Genomic DNA, 19661 nt, shown 5'->3' with positions numbered 1-19661 from the left:
TATGTGTGGAATAGTATGCTCTTTTAATATATATAAAAACGAAGAGATGATGAGATCTCAAATCGTTGAGATGTCTTCTAAACTTCGTCATAGGGGGCCCGACTGCTCAGGTGTTTTTTCTTGTAAAAATGTGATAATGGCTCATGAAAGATTGGCTATTGTAGATCCTGAGTCGGGAAAACAACCACTGATTAGCAAGGACAAAAAGCTGGCACTTGCTGTAAATGGTGAAATCTATAATCATCTGGATATTCGAAAAAAATATGAGGGTGTATATGAATTTAAAACTCATTCTGATTGTGAAGTGATAATGGCGCTATATCAGGAGAAGGGTGTTGATTTTATGGAAGATCTGAATGGTATTTATGCATTTGCATTGTATGACACCGAAAAAGATGTTTTTATGATTGGGCGTGATCATATAGGCATTGTACCTCTCTATCAGGGATGGGATGATGAAGGAGTATATTATGTCGCCTCTGAACTAAAAGCCCTGGAAGGTTACTGCAGTAAAATTGAAGAGTTTCCTCCCGGTAGTTATTACTACAGCAAAGATGCAGAGATAACAAAATGGTATTCGCGAGATTGGATGTCCTATGAGAATGTAAAGGATAATATTACTGATATAGAGTTTTTAAAAGTATCTCTGGAAGAAGCTGTTAAAAGACAGCTAATGAGTGATGTGCCTTATGGGGCTCTGCTTTCGGGAGGTCTCGATTCTTCAATTATAACAGCAATTGCTGCTAAATTCTCTACACCTTTACACTCTTTTGCAATTGGCCTGGAGGGCTCTCCTGATCTTGCAGCAGCAAGAAAAGTAGCTAGGCACATTGGAACAGTTCATCACGAATTTCAATATACAATTCAGGAAGGAATTGATGCACTACGAAATGTAATTTATCATATCGAAACATATGATGTAACTACCGTAAGAGCAAGTACCCCAATGTTTATGATAGCTCGTTATATTAAGTCTTTGGGTATAAAAATGGTATTGTCAGGTGAAGGAGCTGATGAGGTGTTTGGTGGCTATCTATACTTTCACAAAGCACCAAATAGTGAAGAGTTTCACAATGAGACTGTTCGCAAACTAAGTAAACTGCATCAGTATGATTGCCTTAGGGCAAATAAATCACTTGCCTCATGGGGAGTTGAGGGTCGTGTACCATTTCTTGATAAGGAGTTTTTAGATATAGCAATGCATATAAACCCAAAAGACAAGATGGCCGGAAACGGGAAAATTGAGAAATACATACTAAGGAAAGCATTTGAAGATTATCTGCCAGAAGAGATTGCATGGCGCCAGAAAGAGCAGTTTTCAGATGGTGTTGGATATAGTTGGATTGATTCACTTTCACAATTAGCAGACAGATGCGTGACTGATGAACAGATGAATGAAGTAAATAAACGTTTTCCTATAAATCCTCCACTTTCTAAGGAGGAATATCTGTATCGTACTATTTATTCTGAACATTTTCCATCAGATAGTGCATCATTGTGCGTTCCTTCAGTTCCTTCTATTGCTTGTAGCACTCCTGTTGCATTAGCTTGGGATAAAGCTTTCAGAGAAAATGCCGACCCTTCAGGCAGGTCAGTGGCAACGGTGCATCAGAATCCAAAAAGGGAGGGAGTCGATATAAATATACTAGTTTAATCAGCTATTGACGCAAATTGATTATTTTTGCATCGGAAAAATGAACTTCTGATTCCAAAAAACTATTCAATTATGTCAATATTACGTTTTAAAGCTGTTGAAGAGGCGTCTAAAAGAGAACCCGTTGAAGTTATAGGCCCTAAAAAATTACCTTCAGAGTATTTTGGTAAATATGTATTTAACAGAACACAAATGTCTAAATATCTCTCAAAAGAGACTATGAAGACTGTTCTGGAAGCTATCGACCAAGGAAAAACTCTCCATCGTGAAATTGCAGACCATGTGGCAGCCGGTATGAAGATGTGGGCTATGGAGATGGGTGCAACACACTATACTCACTGGTTTCAGCCACTGACTGAAGGGACAGCCGAAAAGCATGATTCATTTATAGATTATATAAATGGTCCAGATAGCGGAATAATTGAACGTTTTTCCGGAAAACTATTAGCTCAACAAGAGCCTGATGCTTCAAGTTTTCCAAGCGGTGGTATCAGAAACACTTTCGAAGCAAGAGGATATACTGCCTGGGATCCCTCTTCACCTGCTTTTATAATAGATGACACACTCTGTATTCCTACAGTGTTTATTTCTTATACAGGTGAAGCATTAGATTACAAGACACCATTACTCAAAGCACTTTCTGCGGTAGATAAAGCATCTGTTGAAGTATGCAAGCTTTTCTATCCTGATGTAAGAAAGGTATACTCATTCCTTGGATGGGAACAGGAGTATTTTCTGGTAGATCAGGCTTTATATGCTGCAAGACCCGATTTAAGTCTGACCGACCGCACACTTATGGGGCATGAAAGTGCAAAAAATCAGCAGCTCGAAGACCATTACTTTGGTGCAATACCTCCAAGGGTTACCTCTTTCATGCAGGAGGTTGAGTTTGAAGCATATAAATATGGAATTCCTCTTAAAACACGTCATAATGAGGTAGCACCAAATCAGTTTGAAATTGCTCCTATTTATGGTGAAACTAATCTTGCAGTAGATCAGAATCTCCTTATTATGTCACTTATGCATAAGATCGCTGCAAAGCATAAGTTTAAATTATTGTTACATGAGAAACCATTTGCAGGAGTAAACGGATCAGGCAAGCACAATAACTGGTCACTCTGTACAGACACCGGTATAGGCCTATTCACTCCAGGCAAGACAGCTAATGAAAACCTGCTGTTTGTCACTTTTCTTGTAAATACACTTTTAGCAGTATATAAGCATAATGGTTTGCTCAAAGCTTCGATTATGTCGGCAAATAATGCACACCGACTTGGCGCAAATGAAGCACCTCCAGCAATCATTTCTGTATTCCTTGGTAAGCAGATCTCAGCAGTTCTCGACAAAATAGAGTTTAGCTCAGAAGATGACGATATTACGGTAGACGAGCTAAAAAAGATGCAACTAGGGATAGCACATATACCTGAGGTATTAGTTGATAATACTGACAGAAACCGCACATCGCCATTTGCTTTCACAGGTAATCGTTTTGAGTTCAGAGCTGTAGGTTCATCAGCAAATTGCTCAGCAGCCATGATTGCCTTGAACTCTGTTGTTGCTGCTCAGTTAATCGATTTTAAAAAGGAGATCGATATAAAGATGCAGAAAGGAATGAAAAAGGAGCAGGCTATCTTTGATACGCTCCGCGCATTCATTAAAGAATCTAAACCTGTACGTTTCGAAGGAAATGGATATAGCGATGAGTGGAAACAGGAAGCAAAAAAACGTGGACTTGACTGCGAAACCAGTACACCTTTAATTTACGATGCATACATTTCAAAGGAGTCTGTTGAAATGTTCGAAAGTATAGGTGTATTAAATGAGAAAGAGCTTCATGCACGCAATGAGGTAAAATGGGAAACGTACACTAAAAAGATTCAGATCGAAGCTCGTGTTCTGGGCGATTTGTGCATGAATCATATAATCCCTGTAGCGACTGAATATCAAACAGTTCTTCTTGACAATCTCTATAAAATGAGAATTGTTTTCGATAAAGAAAAAGCTGACAAGTTATCCAGAGAGGACGCTGCTCTTATTGAAGAAATTGCCGATCATGTTTCTGCAATCAAAACCAATGTGGATAATATGGTTGAAGCACGAAAAGCGGCAAATAAACTGGAAGATGCAAGAGAAAAGGCCATTGCCTACCATGATACTGTATTCATCTATTTCGATGTTATCAGATACCATGTAGATAAGCTAGAGCTTATTGTAGACAATCAGATGTGGACCCTGCCCAAATACAGAGAGCTGCTGTTTATCAGTTAAGAATAGACATACTCAAGATTATACATACTCATCACCGTAACGGAATTTTACGTCCGTTACGAAATGTTTTATACGTTGTTCTTCACTTTTCTTGCAAATGAGCAGAACATTGTCTGACTCTGCAACTATATAATCTTCAAGTCCCTGAAGTACAACAAGCTTATCTTCATTCATTGCTACAATATTATCGCTGCTTTCTATAAACAGTGTCTTGCAGTTAAGATTAGCATTGTTATTTTCATCACGTTCAGAAACCTCGTGAAGTGCTCCCCATGTTCCAAGGTCACTCCATCCAAAATTTGAAATATTTACATAAACATTTTCTGCCTTCTCCATAACACCATAATCGATTGATACATTGGGACAAAATGGGAAGCAAGTATCTATAAATTCTTTTTCTGAAGGAGTATTAAAGAGTTCTTTACCTTCTGAAAATCTTTGACTCACTTCGGGCAGATGAATCTTGAAGGCATCTAAAATGGTGTTCACATTCCATAGAAATATACCTGAATTCCAAACAAACTCACCGCTTTCAACAAACTTTGTTGCAAGATCAATGTTTGGCTTCTCTGTGAATGCTTTCACCTTATGAATTCCATCTTTCTCTTTATCAGTTACCTGAATATATCCATATCCTGTTTCGGGGCGACTTGGTGTAATTCCTAAAGTAAGCAGCACAGGATTTTCACTTACAAACTCAAGACCTTTGATCATATCAACCTCAAACTGATCTTCTTTCATAATTAGATGGTCCGAGGGTGCCACTATTATATTAGCATTAGGATTAATAGCCTGTATTCTGTATGTAGCAAATGCAATTGCCGGTGCAGTGTTTCTTCTCATTGGTTCCAGCAGAAGCTGATTATCTTTAAGTTCCGGCAACTGTTTCTTTGTCATTTCAGCATAAGCATCATTAGTAACAATATAAATATTCTCAGCTGGAACAACCTTTTTAAAACGATCATAGGTCGATTGTAAAAGTGACCGTCCTGTTCCAAAGAAATCAAGAAATTGTTTAGGCTTATTTTCCTTGCTAAAAGGCCAGAAACGGCTGCCTACACCACCACTCATTATCACACAGTAGTTATTATTATTGTTCCCCATTACTAAGATTATATATGTTTATTAAATTGTATATTCATTCGGGTTATAAATCAACCATTTAACAAAACAGAGTTTACACAAATAACATTTTTAGTATCTTTTTGTTTTGTATAGATGACATTTCATCCTTAAAGATACAAAACAAAAATGAAAAATTAGCGCCTCAAATGTATTAATTAATGAAAATATTACTACTTTTGCATTCGCATTTGCCCAGATGGCGGAATTGGTAGACGCGTTGGTCTCAAACACCAATGGATGCAAGTCCTTGTCGGTTCGATCCCGACTCTGGGTACTAAAAAACCCTGATTGTCTTTTGATAATCAGGGTTTATTCTTTTTAGACTATTACAAACCAATAATTTATATAATCATTTCCTTTCTATTTCCCGCAAACTATCCATCTTCTTTTTTGCAAGGAAACCATAAATATCCTCAAGGTGTTCAGTCACTTTTTGATTGCCAAATTCGTAAACTTTTTTAACCAGACCATTTAGAAAATCACGATCATGAGAAACCACAATAAGAGTTCCGTCAAAATCGATCAGTGCCTGTTTAAGAATATTTTTTGTCTTCAGGTCAAGATGATTGGTAGGTTCATCAAGAATTAGCAGATTCACCGGCTCCAATAATAACTTTATCATAGCAAGTCGTGTACGTTCACCACCTGATAAAACTCTCACTTTCTTGTCGATATCTTCCCGACCAAACATAAAAGCACCTAAAATGTCACGTATCTTGGTTCGAATATCACCCACTGCAATATCGTCAATAGTTTGAAATACAGTCAGCTCCTCATCCAAAAGCGATGCCTGATTTTGTGCAAAATATCCTATTTTCACATTATGCCCCAACTGTAAACTACCACCGAATCCAATTTCACCCATTATACATTTTACGAGTGTAGATTTTCCTTCTCCGTTACGACCTACGAAAGCTACTTTCTCACCTCTCTCGATTGTTAAATTTACTCCACTGAAAATCAGCTTTTCGTCGTAAGATTTACTTACATCTTCAGCTATTACAGGATAGCTGCCCGAACGTGGTGATGGTGGAAATCTCAGTTTAAGTGCCGAATTATCTATCTCGTCTACCTCTATTAGCTCTAGTTTTTCTAGCATTTTAACGCGTGACTGAACCTGCAAGGTTTTGGAGTATGTCCCTTTAAACCTCTCAATAAACTCTTTAGTTTCAGCAATCATTTTCTGCTGGTCGTCATACTGTTTTTGCTGCTGCTCACGTCGCTCTTTACGCAATTCAAGATATTGGGAATAAGAAGCTTTATAGTCGTATATGCGACCCATAGTCACTTCTATTGTTCGGTTAGTAATGTTATCCACGAATGCTCTGTCATGGGAAATTACCACCACCGCTTTAGCGCTATTTATAAGAAAGTTTTCGAACCACTCAACTGAGTCGATATCAAGATGATTGGTAGGTTCATCAAGAAGTATGAGATCCGGATCCTGAAGGAGAAGTTTTGCCAGCTCTATACGCATACGCCACCCACCACTGAATTCAGATGTCATTCGGTTAAAATCACTTCGGGAAAACCCCAAACCAATAAGCATCTTTTCCACTGCAGCATCATAATTGATCTCTTCTACACCATAAAACTTTTCACTTAAAGATGAGACACGCTCAATGAGCTGCATATACTCTTCTGAGTCATAATCAGTGCGAACGGTTAGCTCATGATTAATACGCTCAATCTCTTTCTCTAAATTCTGAACATGTGAGAAAGCACGTGAAGTCTCCTCAAACACGGTGCAGTCATCTTCTGTCATAAGGTGCTGAGGAAGATAGGCAATAGAAAAATCCTTAGGCATTGACACTCTACCTCTTGTCGGTTCTCTCACACCTGCCAGTATTTTTAGCAGTGTAGACTTTCCGGCTCCATTTTTACCCATTAAGGCAACCCTATCCTTTGGATTTATAGCAAAAGAAACATCTGAGAACAGGGTGGTTCCCCCGAACTCAACAGCTAACCCGTCAACCAATACCATATTTTATTTTTTAAGGCTACAAAGATACATTTTGAAAATGGTTTGTGAAAATAACAGTATAAACAAGGCTACTATTGCATTAAAAATAAATGAGTTGTACCTTTACTGAAAATTTATTTTAATCAGTAAAATAAAATTGACTAATTCAATTTTTTTCGTAACTTTGACCTTTTCAAACAAATTATTTATTATAGATGCCGATTAGTGATAGTGTGCTATTTTAAACAGACTACAATAAAAAGTTATCAAACAAAATATCATGGTTAAGAATCTATTCTTCAGAAGCGACAAAAGTCCTAAAAATGTACAGATTAAAAAAGACATTCTGACACACTTCATGTCTAATGGAAATGATACAATATCTGAGGTATCAAAAGTGCTGGATTTAAGTGTACCCACAATAACTAAATTCATTACAGAGTTAATGGACCAGGATTTGATAAAAGAGTTTGGCAAGGCACACACTCCTGGTGGAAGACATCCGATCGTATATGGTTTGAGTCCCGAGTCAGCCTACTTTGTGGGTGTGGATATAACACGTCACCACTTGAATATGGGATTAATGGATTTCACAGGAAATATGGTAGATATTCAAATGGGTATACCTTTCACTTACGACAATTCTATTGAGTCACTTGATCAACTTGGTAATCACATTCAAGATTTCATTGACAAAACTGGGGAGCGTAAACAGAAAATTTTTAATGTCAACGTAAATATCTCCGGTAGAGTAAATCCTGAATCAGGCTATAGTTACAGCAGTTTTTATTTTAATGAACGACCATTAAGCGAACTTCTTACCAAAAGATTAAATTTCAAAGTCGGTATTGATAACGACACCAGGGCAATGGCCTACGGTGAATATATGAATGGCATTGTTGAGGGAGAGCAGAATATTATTTTCATAAATATTTCCTGGGGACTTGGAATTGGTATCATAATTGATGGAAAACCATATTACGGGAAATCAGGTTTTTCAGGAGAGTTCGGACACTTCCCCACATTCGATAACGAGATTTTGTGCCACTGTGGCAAAAAAGGATGTCTGGAGACAGAAGCTTCGGGACTGGCTATGCACAGAATCATTCTTGAAAGAATTTCAAAGGGCGAAAGCACAATTTTAACCGATCAGGTAAAAGATATAAACAAACTCACTTTAACTGATATAATGAGAGCTACTGCTCTTGAAGATCCTCTATGTATAGAAATTATTGAGGATGTTGGTTACAAATTGGGAAAATATATTGCCGGATTAATAAATATTTTTAACCCCGATCTTGTAGTAATTGGCGGCCAGGTAGCTGAAGCAGAAGGATTTATAATGCTGCCAATAAAAAGCTCAATTAAAAAACACTCTCTAAGTTTGGTAAATAAAGATTCAGAAATTGTAGCATCTAAACTAAAAAGTAAAGCCGGAGTTATTGGGGCATGTATGATAGCAAGAAGCAGATTATTCCTTGAGTAACTGTTAATTTATCACTTATTATCCTCAAATCATTACATATTATTGTTTTTTATCCTATTTTTGCTAGATATTAATTTAGTAAAATATGGAAAAAAGACATTTTGAAACATTGCAAATTCATGCAGGACAGGAACTTGATCCAGTGACTGGCGCGAGAGCAGTTCCTATCTATCAAACCACAGCTTATACTTTAAAAAGTGCTGAACATGGCGCTAATTTATTTGGATTAAAAGAGTTTGGAAACATCTATACAAGGTTGCAAAACCCCACAACAGATGTTTTCGAAAAAAGAATGGCAGCACTGGAAGGTGGTGTTGCTGCAGTGGCCACTTCATCAGGAATGTCGGCGCAGCTTCTGGCTATTCATAATCTGGCTTCAGTAGGAGACAACATTGTTTCTACTTCTTTTCTTTACGGTGGAACCTATAATCAGTTTAAGGTAGCTTTTGCCAGAATGGGTATTGAAGTTCGTTTTGCAGATGGTGATAATGTTGATAGCATAGCTTCACTTATAAACGAAAAAACTAAAGCGATCTACCTTGAAACAATCGGTAACCCCGAATATAATATTCCTGACTTCGAAGCAATTGCCGAAATTGCACGTAAAAATGATATCCCACTGATTGTTGATAATACTTTCGGTCAAGGGGGATACCTCTTCAACCCTATTGAATGGGGTGCAAGTGTTGTACTTCATTCAGCCACAAAATGGATAGGAGGACATGGTTCTTCAATGGGTGGAGTGATTATCGATGGTGGTAACTTTAACTGGGGCAACGGAAAATTCCCAATGTTTAGTGAACCTTCAGAAGGTTATCATGGATTGAATTTCTGGGATACATTCGGAAGTGATTCTCCATTTGGAAATATAGCATATGCAATCAGATGCAGAGTTGAAGGGTTAAGAGATCTGGGACCGGTAAACAGTCCTTTCAACACATTCCTGTTGCTTCAGGGACTTGAGACTCTCTCTCTACGTGCTGAACGTACTAATCAAAATGCTTTAGAACTTGCACAGTGGCTGGAGAAACATCCTAAAGTTGAGAAAGTAACTTATCCCGGTCTTGAGAGCAATAAATACAACTCTCTGGCTAAGAAATACTTGAAGAACAACGGTTTTGGGGGTGTATTATCATTTTATGTTAAAGGTAATGTTGATCAAACTGCTAAGGTGATTGATAATCTTGAGTTACTGAGCCACGTTGCAAATGTTGGTGATGCAAGAACATTGATTATTCATCCTGCAACTACTACTCACCAGCAACTATCAGAAGAGGCACAGATTGCAGCAGGAGTTTATCCTAATGCACTTCGCATCTCTTTGGGTCTGGAGCATATTGATGATATTAAAGCTGATATCGACGGTGCTTTAAAACATATTTAAAATGAGCTGATATCAGATATATTTAAGGTTAGTGATTAACGGGGGTGATTTCAACATTTTCTGAAACACCCTCGTTTTATTTTCACTCAATCCAGAACCTGTTTTATCAACTCTTCATCATCAAGAAGTGATTTAAGCTCCTGACGAAGATCTACATTACTTACTTCAAGATCTTCAATAAGCACACGTTGCCAAATCTCTTCTACCCATCTGTTTTGTTCAACACCAAACTCATCAATGGGTTGAAACCATCTTAAATACATGAAGTTGTCATGCGACAATTTGATTTGCAATGGATTGTCCTTACCTTCCTGACTTTTATTAAATGAATTGATAATTGACTCTGTGTATACATCCCCTTCAATTTTATAAGAACCATCTACAGTAATAATTGCACCGTTTTCGGTTGACATAAAATTTATAAATCTTCCATCAGACTGAACAATTTTAAACATACCGTGAGGAGTAATCTTGTAACCGGATTCATTACTATTATGAATAGCTTTTACCTCCCACAATCCAATTATACTTTCAGCATTTTTGTTAATTGCACTTCTCGAAGCACTACATCCAGTTGTTAAAACCAACAGACAAACACAAAAAACAGACCACACCGTTTTCATAATATTATATTTTAGAAGCACCGTTAAAAACTATATTTCACTCAAATACAAATGACAACCACTTGACTACAGCTAATTTTCCAAAATAAAAAAAAGAAAAGAACCCTTCAATGATATAACAAAAAGTATCTTTTTTTGTTGATTAATTTTATAGAATTATTAACCGTTTTAATCATTCAATTTGATGATAAACTTTGATTGTTTATTAATACATAACAGGTTGGATTTATTAAATTAACGAAAAAGTATCCTTAATCATTGGCTTTTAGTATGAAAACCTATATTTTTGTCCTCCGTTGGAATAGAATTTACTAGAAATGAAGATAGACTTTAAAGAACGTACTCCTCAACTTATTGCACTTATTGGTGTACTGTTAATTGTAACTGTTGTACTTATTGGTTTTCTTGTAACGCGAAACTCGCAAATGAAAGAGATGCAGGAACAGTTTGTTATCGATAAACAGGAACTGGAAGATGAATATGAGGCAATTTCTTTACAATATGAAGGCTTCAAATTTAGTGTACAAAATGACTCATTGCTATATCGACTACAAAATGAACAGGCTAAAGTACTGCGTTTACAGGAAGAGCTTAGAATGACAAAAGCCACTGACAGGGCTGAGATTAAAAGATTAACCGATGAACTCTCAACCTTACGCAGGATATTACGTTCTTATATCCAACAAATTGATTCACTTAACACTCTCAATAACGAGCTAAGGGCAGAAAATGAGCAGATAACTGATCGATACAACAGAACAAGCAGAACGCTCCAGCAGGTATCTCAGGAAAAAGAGCAGTTATCGGAAAAGGTATCTCTTGCCGCACAGTTAGTTGCAACAAATATTAATGCTAAAGCAGTAAACGACCGCGGAAGAGAACAATCCAGATTAAGTCGCAGCACTCAATTTGTAGTAAATTTTACTATTGCAAGAAATATAACCACAGAACCGGGAGAACGTACTGTATATGTAAGGATACTTACACCTGATGGTACTGTATTGTCTAAAAGTCCAAACGACAAATTCCCATATGAAAACAGTGAAATCCTTTACTCTATGAAACGAATTGTGGAGTATGGAGGAGAAGAGATTCCTGTAACCATGTACTGGGATATTGAAGAATTCCTAATGCCGGGAACATTTAAAGCAGATATTTTTGCTGACGGACACCACATAGGTTCACATAGCTTCTTAATGGAAGATTAAATTTTTTACTTAATGGACACAAACATTATTATTGTTTTTGCAATAATTATTGTTGCAATATTTTTCTTTATTTGGGGAAAGATACGCTCGGATATTGTAGCTTTATCCGTAGTAGTTATGCTTATAACAACTGGAATTCTGACTCCTGCAGAGGGTTTGTCGGGATTTTCCAATTCTGTTGTTATAATGATGATAGCGCTGTTTATTGTTGGAGGAGGGATATTTCAGACCGGTCTGGCAAAAATGATAAGTACCCGTATCCTTAAATTAGCAGGGAATAGTGAATTAAGGCTGTTTATACTGGTAATGCTTGTAACCGGATCTATTGGTGGACTAATTAGCAATACAGGTACTGTCGCCGTGATGCTCCCCATAGTTATGAGTATGGCTTCTGAAGCAAAAACCAGTGCACGCAGATATCTCATGCCAATGGCATTTGCCAGCAGCCTGGGACTCTTAACACTGATCAGCACACCACCCAACTTAATTATTAATGATGCTTTAATGAGCGGTGGGTTCGAAAGTTTGTCTTTCTTTTCGTTCCTGCCTATCGGTCTCATTACACTCTCACTGGGTATTATGATCCTATGGCCATTGAGCAAGCTTTTAGTTTCGGGAAAAGACAGAGAAAAAGCATCATCATCAAAAGGTAAGTCACTTAATCAGTTAGTTTCTGAATATCAATTGGCCGACAACCTATACAGAGTCTCAATTGGTGAAAACTCCCCGTTTATTGGTAAATCGCTTCAGGAACTGAATATTACAAGTAAATATAATGTAAGCATACTCGAAATCAGAAGAGTTCAATCCAGGAAACGTTTTCATAAACCTGTAGATATGAAACTGGCCGGACCTGCAAGTACTTTTCAGGAGAATGATCTGCTATATGTATTTGGAAATATTAATGATATAATGACTTTTGTTGAAGATAACAATTTGACATTAGTAGATACACAGGAAACGGAAATGGGTAGAAATGCACTATCTGTTTCCAAGGCAGGAGGCATGGAATTTAGTAAAATAGGTATTGCAGAGGTTGTGTTGATGTCGAGCTCAAAACTTATTAATAAACGTGTAAAAGAATCTAATTTCCGTCAACTATACAATGTGAATATACTGGGACTTAGGCGAAAGAATGATTATATCATTCAGGATGTGAAAGATGTAAAATTGCATTCAGGTGACCTCCTACTGGTGCAGGGTAAATGGAAAGATATTGAGAAACTTACAGAAGAGACCTCTGATTGGGTGGTTGCCGGTCAGCCCATGGAGAATGCAATGAAAGTTCCCAGAAACCATAAAGCTCCAGTAGCTGCACTAATTATGGTGCTGATGGTTGTAGCAATGGTTCTTAATATCTTCCCCACTGTTGTATGTGCTTTGATGGCTGCTATTCTGATGATACTCCTTGGCTGCTTCAGAAATGTTGAAGCAGCATATAAATCAATAAACTGGGAAAGTACATTCTTGTTTGCAGGTATGTTCTCTTTAGGTGTTGCTATGGAAAAAACCGGTGCATCTTCATATATGGCTGACGGAATTGTGTCAGGTTTAAAAGAATTTGGTCCCACAGCTGTTTTAGCGGGTATTTATATAGCAACATCCATACTTACTTTTTTTATAAGCAATACAGCTACGGCTGTACTTTTTGCACCGATAGCATTTCAGGCGGCGATATCGATAGAAGCAAATCCCTACCCTTTCCTATTCTCTGTTGCTATTGCAGCAAGCATGTGCTTTGCAAGTCCTTTTTCCACTCCACCAAATGCTTTGGTGATGTCATCAGGTAGATATAGGTTTATTGATTATATTAAAGTAGGATTGCCATTACAGGTAATAATTGGTATTGTAATGATATTTATACTGCCAGTACTTTTTCCTTTTTAACACATAGTGAGCGTAGGGGAAACTGACTATCTCTACTCTATCAATTTTAGAAAATCCTCTTCATTGATGATTTTCACTCCCTGCTTTTGTGCTTTCTCAAGCTTTGCCGGACCCATATTATCGCCCGCAAGGATGTAGTCGGTATTTTTAGAAACAGAGCCACTATTCTTACCACCGTTCTGCAGAATCATAGCTTTATACTCATCCCTTGAATGAAGCTTGAAGGTACCGCTAATTACGATTGTCAGGCCCTTCAGTTTCTCCGTTTTGGCAGCCAGAACATCTTCACTTAATTCAAACTGTAGTCCATGCTCTTTAAGTCGCATTACAAACTGCATAAACTCAGGCTTAGAAAAATAATCGATCAAACTCTGTGCAATTCGGTTTCCAATCTCCTCAACAGAAGTAAGATCCTCAATAGTTGCTTTAATCAGCTTATCTATATTGGGAAATGCGCTGGCCAATTTCTGGGCAACTGTTTCACCAACATATCTAATTCCAAGAGCAAAAAGCACTCTCTCATATGGAACCGATTTTGATTTCTCTATGCTCTCTATTAGATTTCTGGCACTTGTTTCACCCCATCTTTCCAGGTTAACAAGATCTTCAAATTTCAGATTATAAAGATCAGAAGCATCTCTGATCAATCCTTTATCATAAAGCAGAGTTATAGTTTCTGGTCCAATAGTGATATTCATTGCTCTACGAGTAACAAAATGCTCTATACGTCCCTTTATCTGTGTAGGACAACCCTCTGAGTTTGGACAATAATGTGCAGCCTCATCCTCATTTCTGACAAGTGTTGTACCACAGTCCGGACATTTTGTTGCAAAACGAACTTTGTCTCCTATCATGAAATTTTCCTTGCGAGCTTCCAAGTCTACTGCTGTTATTTTAGGGATTATCTCTCCTCCCTTTTCGACATACACCATGTCGCCGATGTGCAGATCGAGAGCTTTTATGGCATCTTCATTATAGAGCGATGCGCGTTTTACGGTTGTACCGGAAAGCAGTACTGGTTCAAGGTTTGCAACAGGTGTAACAGCACCAGTTCTGCCAACCTGATAAGTAACAGATTCTAGTCTGGATATCGCCTGCTCAGCATTAAATTTGTATGCAATTGCCCACCTGGGGAATTTGGATGTTGAGCCCAGATTGCGCTGTTGAATTAATGAGTCAACTTTTATTACAATACCATCGGTAGTCACAGGCAGGTTCTTACGTTCCACATTCCAGTAATTGATAAAATCGAATATCTCATCAGGAGATTTGCATTTCCTCATAGTGTCTGAAACGTTCAGCCCCCAATTGCGGGCTAGTTTAAGATTCTCGAAATGACTGTCAGTCGGCAAATCTTCTCCTGTAATATTGTAAATGTATGACTCCAGTCTGCGAGAAGCAACCACCCTTGAATCTAGTAACTTGAGTGTTCCTGATGCTGCATTTCGTGGATTGGCAAAAAGTGGCTCCTCCTGCTCTTCACGCTCTTTGTTTATCTGTTCAAACGAACTCCAGGGCAATAAAATCTCACCACGAGCCTCCAGATAGTCTGGCAAATTATCTCCCTTTAGAATTAATGGTATATTTCTAATTGTTCTTACGTTATCTGTAACATCATCACCCATTCGCCCATCACCACGTGTGACAGCGCGTACGAGGCGACCTTTTTCGTATATCAGAGAGATTGAAGTTCCATCAAACTTTAATTCACAAACAATTTCAAACTGCTCATTCAATCCCTTTTTAACGCGGTTAAAAAAATCGGTCACCTCTCCCTCAGAATATGTATTCTGAAGAGAAAGCATAGGGTAACGGTGATTTACTTGTGGAAAATTGTTATTTATATCACTGCCAACTCTCACAGATGGTGAGTTTGGATCATGCAACTCGGGATGTTCAGCTTCAAGATCAATCAGCTCTTTCATCAGTTTATCAAATTCAAAGTCTGAAATAACCGGTTGTGACAGCACGTAATAATTGTAGTTATGCTCGTGCAGTTGTTTTCGAAGCAATTCAATTCTCTCTTTAACCTTTTCCATATATCTTTTATTGAAATATCTTTTACCTAAATATCCTCATCCATGGATAAACAGTTGCCTTACCGCTATTGTTTCTGAAATTGTCAATAGATGCCGACAGTGTAAGGCTTTGCTGAAAAAGTATGTTCCCCTCTGTTATATGCAGATTCCCATTCAGGCGAACTTTAACTCTTCCTGTTTCCATAAACCTGATGTAAAATTTACTCTGTAGATATGAGTCTCCCTGAAGAAACGGTGTACCCCAGTATAAATCTCCTCCATACCTGTCATAGAACCTCATCCTGTGATCTCCCAAATATAATGTATTTTCAGTTCCAATACCCCAAAACTCAAGGTTTGCTCTTGAAATAAAGCCAATAGGTTTATGAATTATATCTGCTTTTCTATCACGCTCTACTCCGGCAAAAACACCTGCTGACAACAATCCCTTAAAACTATTATCAGACTCATATTCTAAGCCTATTGATGCCATTCCCTGCATCTGTTCACTTACTCCATACTCAGGGTTTCGAGGATTGGTTCCCGCATAATGAAAAAGATAGGATTGGAAATCTCCGAAAAAAACACCTTTTGAAGCTTTACCTGAAAAGCCAATAAAAAAATTCTCTCTGTTTACTGTGGTAGCATATCCTGTCCAGTCCATCCACGCATTAAAATAATTCCTACCATTACCAATCTGCCAGAACAAACCCTGCATTAGTGGAGTAAAATAGCTTACAGAATCGCTGAAAAAGAAATCAGAATAGTTTGACAACACTTCTCTTCGGGGGAAAGAGCCGGCTCGAAAAGTAATTTTTGGTGTCTGATACTGATAGTAAAGTGTTAAATCCACTTTATCTATTGCCTTATGCATTCCCGGTATTTTCAATATATCTACTCCTGCAACAACTGTATGAGCAGAATCCCAAGTGATTCCAGCTGCAGGGGTTACCCAAATTCCGTTTAATGTCTGTGGATCGGTATAAGAAGATTTCTCATACTCTCTGTTATCAAAGAAATAATCCAATCCTAACTTCCAGATGTAGTTCTGGGCATGGAGAGAAACGACTGAACAAAGTGTTAACAATAAAAAAATATATCTCATATAACAGTCACTGTTTTAATTGCCTTTCATATCATCTTTTGAAATAGATGTAAAAATACAATTTTTCGATATACCTTAGGCTAGTTATTACATTATTACTCATAAATAGGTTGTATCGTCCTGATTTTTGTTTACAGTTAGTGTAAACCTATTTCAGGACTTGACAGTCGTACCAAACATGAACTTTATCCATACCATGTCCGTATCCTCTTCATATCCTCCTCATACTTTCTTCATATCCTCCTCATATTTTATTGAGGAGGGGCTGGATGATGTACCTTTAATGTAGGGCTGTTATATCTCTTTTTCTTTCCATTTCCCACTTCTGATATAAAAAAATGAGAGTGTCATGAGCATGAACCAATATACATGTTCGGTTGTCCACGCAGCAGCTACCGAGGCTCTTATATAAACAATTATGAACCACATATAGGCTACATAAAACAGAAGAGTTATCATTTCAAATTTAAGTGCTGTGCGAGTATTTCCGGTCCCGGATACCGAACTAAACAGGACAGTGCCTAAACTATAAATAGGCAGTGATGATATCATAACGTAAAGAGGTACAACTGTATCTGCGATCAAGGAAGGATTATCGGTGTAGATTTTTATCATTAATTTTGGGAAAGCAACAAGAATTGAAATGAAGATTATCATTACTCCCAGACTAATCATTGATAGCCGTTTAATAAGGTTTGGAACTTCATGATGTCTGCCGGCTCCAATTGTATTGCTTACCATAGTACTTGTACTTGAGCCTATAGCGTGCGATGGTATAGTGAAAATTGTATAGAAACTACGAACAATGTTTGTAACTGCAAGTGATCTCTCTCCCATATAATTTTCAATAAGCATGAAGAAAACAAACCAGGTGGAGATTGAGAAAAGATATTGTACCATCATGAAAATGGAAATATCCAATGTTTTTTTAATTACTGACCATTGCAATCTTATCTTAACAAATCCATATTTAACCAGATCTATTGTCTTCGTTGTATATATAATAAAAAACAGGGTTGATGCAAGTTCTGCTATAACTGAAGCTATGGCTGCACCGGCAATGCCCATTTCAGGCATTCCTAAATTTCCAAAAATAAGACCATAATCAAATATGATGTTAACAACTGCCATCACAGCAGCATTTATTGTTAGTATTTTGGTACGTGCAATTCCAATATAAAATGCACGAAACATCAGATTGACAAACGCAAATATTAGTCCAAACAGACGCCATTCAAGATATTCTGTTACTGCACCGGAGACATCTGCTGACTGAAATAATTGGGGAATCCAGTTAACAGCACCATATCTTAAAATAGGAATCAGTACTATTGCCGGGATTAAAAGGAAAATAGAACCCTGTATAACTATATCACCAATTTTATTGTAGTTTTTCTCTCCGTTTCGCCTTCCAATAAGGATCTGACTACCCATGCTGAATCCAAAACCGAGAGTGTAAATTGCTATATAGATTACTCCGGCTAAAGCAGAAGCACCAAGCTCAACCTCTCCTACTCTTCCCAGAAAGGCAGTATCTACTACCTGAATCAGGTTCTGAGTCAAAAGACTGAGAAATATAGGAGCACTGATTTTAAAAATGTGTTTGTTGGTATACACGTTTATCAATTAAAAACCGCCAGTTACATCTGTAGCTGACGGTTGATATTATGCTTAAATTTATTTTTTAATCTGATTCGTTTTTCCGTCAAGATTTATTACGGTAGGAGTGAAACTCTTTGCCTCCTCAAATGGTATAGTGGCATAACTCATTATTATAATTATATCTCCCTTTTGAACTTTGCGTGCTGCCGCACCATTAAGACATACGATTCCTGATCCACGCTCTCCGCGAATAATATAGGTCTCAAATCGTTCACCGTTATTATTGTTAACTATTGCCACCTTCTCATGAATAAACATATTGGCTGCATCAATTAAGTCTTCGTCAATCGTTATGCTACCTTCATAATTCAGGTTGGCGTCTGTTACTGTTGCTCTATGTATTTTTGATTTTAAAATTTCTACCTGCATATTATTTATTTGTATCTGATATTATCTATTAATCTTACCTCTCCGCAAAACAGGGCAATACAGCCCACAATGTAATCGGAGTCACTCCATGATGTTACCGGCTGAAGATTATCTCCATCAACTATCTGAAAGTATTCTACCTTTAAACCGGAGACTTTGTTTATACTTTCTGAAACATAATTAATCAGTTCATAAGGTATAAACTTATCAATCATAAGCTTACTTTCATTTAACACTTTGTAAACCTCTGAGGCATTCTTCTTCTGTTCTTCTGAAAGACGTTGATTGCGGCTACTCATTGCTAATCCGCTGCTTTCACGCACAATAGGCATACCGATTATATTTACCGGCATCTGCAACTGCCTTACCATATCTTTTACGATTGCAAGTTGCTGGAAGTCTTTTTCTCCAAAATAAGCATTGTCCGGCTTTACAATGTCAAACAACTTGCTTACAATTTGGGCCACACCATTAAAATGGCCGGGTCTGAATTCTCCCTCCATTACTTTATCAAGCTGACCAAAATCAAATACTCGTTTATCTTCTTCAGGATACATCTCTTCAACAGAAGGTGAAAAAACATAATCAACCCCCAATCTTTCCAGTAATTCGTGGTCCTTTTCAGGGGTTCTGGGATAATGTTTCAGATCCTCTTTATTATTAAACTGTGTGGGATTCACAAACAAACTTACAATACTTATTTTATTGTCTGCTACACATCTCTCTACTAATGAGGCATGACCTTGATGCAAGGCACCCATAGTAGGTACTAAACCAATTGTTTCTCCCTTATGTCGATAACCCTGTAGTTGATTCTCTAGTTCGGATATTGTATCTATAATTTTCATCACCCGCAATTTAGAGTGCAAAGCAACAAAATAATTGGCACATATAGAAAATAATTTGCAT

14 protein-coding genes and 1 tRNA gene are annotated in these 19661 nt (G+C 37.4%); 7 read left to right on the top strand and 8 right to left on the bottom strand.

Annotated features, from left to right (window positions below):
- Position 1 precedes the first annotated feature (1 nt).
- Both asnB and BN1354_RS00325 read left to right on the top strand, forming a co-directional pair.
- Positions 2 to 1654, top strand: a complete 1653-nt coding sequence (gene asnB / locus BN1354_RS00330) for an asparagine synthase B (RefSeq protein WP_053825899.1) — start codon at positions 2 to 4, stop codon at positions 1652 to 1654.
- Between the two features lie 72 nt (positions 1655 to 1726).
- The gene (locus tag BN1354_RS00325; protein ID WP_045090265.1) at positions 1727 to 3922 is read left to right on the top strand and encodes a glutamine synthetase III family protein; all 2196 of its coding nucleotides are present in this window, start codon (positions 1727 to 1729) and stop codon (positions 3920 to 3922) included.
- An 18-nt stretch (positions 3923 to 3940) separates the two neighbouring features.
- Here BN1354_RS00325 and BN1354_RS00320 read toward each other — a convergent pair whose 3' ends face one another.
- On the bottom strand, positions 3941 to 5026 hold the full coding sequence (locus tag BN1354_RS00320; protein ID WP_045090266.1) for a mannose-1-phosphate guanylyltransferase: 1086 nt from the start codon (positions 5024 to 5026) through the stop codon (positions 3941 to 3943).
- Positions 5027 to 5237: 211 nt separating this feature from the next.
- On the opposite strand from BN1354_RS00320, the gene BN1354_RS00315 reads away from it, so the two are divergent.
- Positions 5238 to 5321, top strand: a tRNA-Leu gene (locus BN1354_RS00315).
- Between the two features lie 75 nt (positions 5322 to 5396).
- Here BN1354_RS00315 and BN1354_RS00310 read toward each other — a convergent pair.
- Positions 5397 to 7031: an ABC-F family ATP-binding cassette domain-containing protein gene (locus BN1354_RS00310; RefSeq protein ID WP_053825898.1), complete on the bottom strand. Its 1635-nt coding sequence runs from the start codon at positions 7029 to 7031 to the stop codon at positions 5397 to 5399.
- A 259-nt stretch (positions 7032 to 7290) separates the two neighbouring features.
- On the opposite strand from BN1354_RS00310, the gene BN1354_RS00305 reads away from it, so the two are divergent.
- Positions 7291 to 8496 (top strand): ROK family transcriptional regulator, encoded by a 1206-nt coding sequence (locus BN1354_RS00305; RefSeq protein ID WP_053825897.1) that lies wholly within the window; start codon positions 7291 to 7293, stop codon positions 8494 to 8496.
- A gap of 85 nt (positions 8497 to 8581) precedes the next feature.
- Positions 8582 to 9880, top strand: a complete 1299-nt coding sequence (locus tag BN1354_RS00300; RefSeq protein WP_053825896.1) for an O-acetylhomoserine aminocarboxypropyltransferase/cysteine synthase family protein — start codon at positions 8582 to 8584, stop codon at positions 9878 to 9880.
- An 86-nt stretch (positions 9881 to 9966) separates the two neighbouring features.
- Here the strand turns inward: BN1354_RS00300 and BN1354_RS00295 are convergent, their stop codons facing one another.
- The gene (locus BN1354_RS00295; protein ID WP_053825895.1) at positions 9967 to 10503 is read right to left on the bottom strand and encodes a DUF4488 domain-containing protein; all 537 of its coding nucleotides are present in this window, start codon (positions 10501 to 10503) and stop codon (positions 9967 to 9969) included.
- A gap of 317 nt (positions 10504 to 10820) precedes the next feature.
- Between BN1354_RS00295 and BN1354_RS00290 the strand changes: the two genes are divergently transcribed.
- Positions 10821 to 11711, top strand: a complete 891-nt coding sequence (locus tag BN1354_RS00290; RefSeq protein WP_045090271.1) for a hypothetical protein — start codon at positions 10821 to 10823, stop codon at positions 11709 to 11711.
- Positions 11712 to 11735: 24 nt separating this feature from the next.
- Positions 11736 to 13598 (top strand): SLC13 family permease, encoded by a 1863-nt coding sequence (locus BN1354_RS00285; protein ID WP_394331721.1) that lies wholly within the window; start codon positions 11736 to 11738, stop codon positions 13596 to 13598.
- A 32-nt stretch (positions 13599 to 13630) separates the two neighbouring features.
- On the opposite strand, the gene ligA is transcribed toward BN1354_RS00285, so the two are convergent.
- The 5 genes from ligA to panC form a co-directional block, all read right to left on the bottom strand.
- On the bottom strand, positions 13631 to 15637 hold the full coding sequence (ligA, locus tag BN1354_RS00280; protein ID WP_053825894.1) for an NAD-dependent DNA ligase LigA: 2007 nt from the start codon (positions 15635 to 15637) through the stop codon (positions 13631 to 13633).
- A 22-nt stretch (positions 15638 to 15659) separates the two neighbouring features.
- Positions 15660 to 16721, bottom strand: a complete 1062-nt coding sequence (locus BN1354_RS00275) for a hypothetical protein (RefSeq protein WP_053825893.1) — start codon at positions 16719 to 16721, stop codon at positions 15660 to 15662.
- Between the two features lie 294 nt (positions 16722 to 17015).
- Positions 17016 to 18338, bottom strand: a complete 1323-nt coding sequence (locus BN1354_RS00270; protein ID WP_074010689.1) for an MATE family efflux transporter — start codon at positions 18336 to 18338, stop codon at positions 17016 to 17018.
- A gap of 60 nt (positions 18339 to 18398) precedes the next feature.
- On the bottom strand, positions 18399 to 18752 hold the full coding sequence (gene panD / locus BN1354_RS00265) for an aspartate 1-decarboxylase (RefSeq protein WP_045090275.1): 354 nt from the start codon (positions 18750 to 18752) through the stop codon (positions 18399 to 18401).
- A 5-nt stretch (positions 18753 to 18757) separates the two neighbouring features.
- Positions 18758 to 19600: a pantoate--beta-alanine ligase gene (panC, locus tag BN1354_RS00260; protein ID WP_053825892.1), complete on the bottom strand. Its 843-nt coding sequence runs from the start codon at positions 19598 to 19600 to the stop codon at positions 18758 to 18760.
- Between the last annotated feature and the right edge of the window lie 61 nt (positions 19601 to 19661).

Origin of the sequence: Lascolabacillus massiliensis (assembly GCF_001282625.1) — a bacterium.
Classification (GTDB): domain Bacteria; phylum Bacteroidota; class Bacteroidia; order Bacteroidales; family Dysgonomonadaceae; genus Proteiniphilum; species Proteiniphilum massiliensis.
This window is presented reverse-complemented; position numbering and strand designations above follow the sequence as displayed.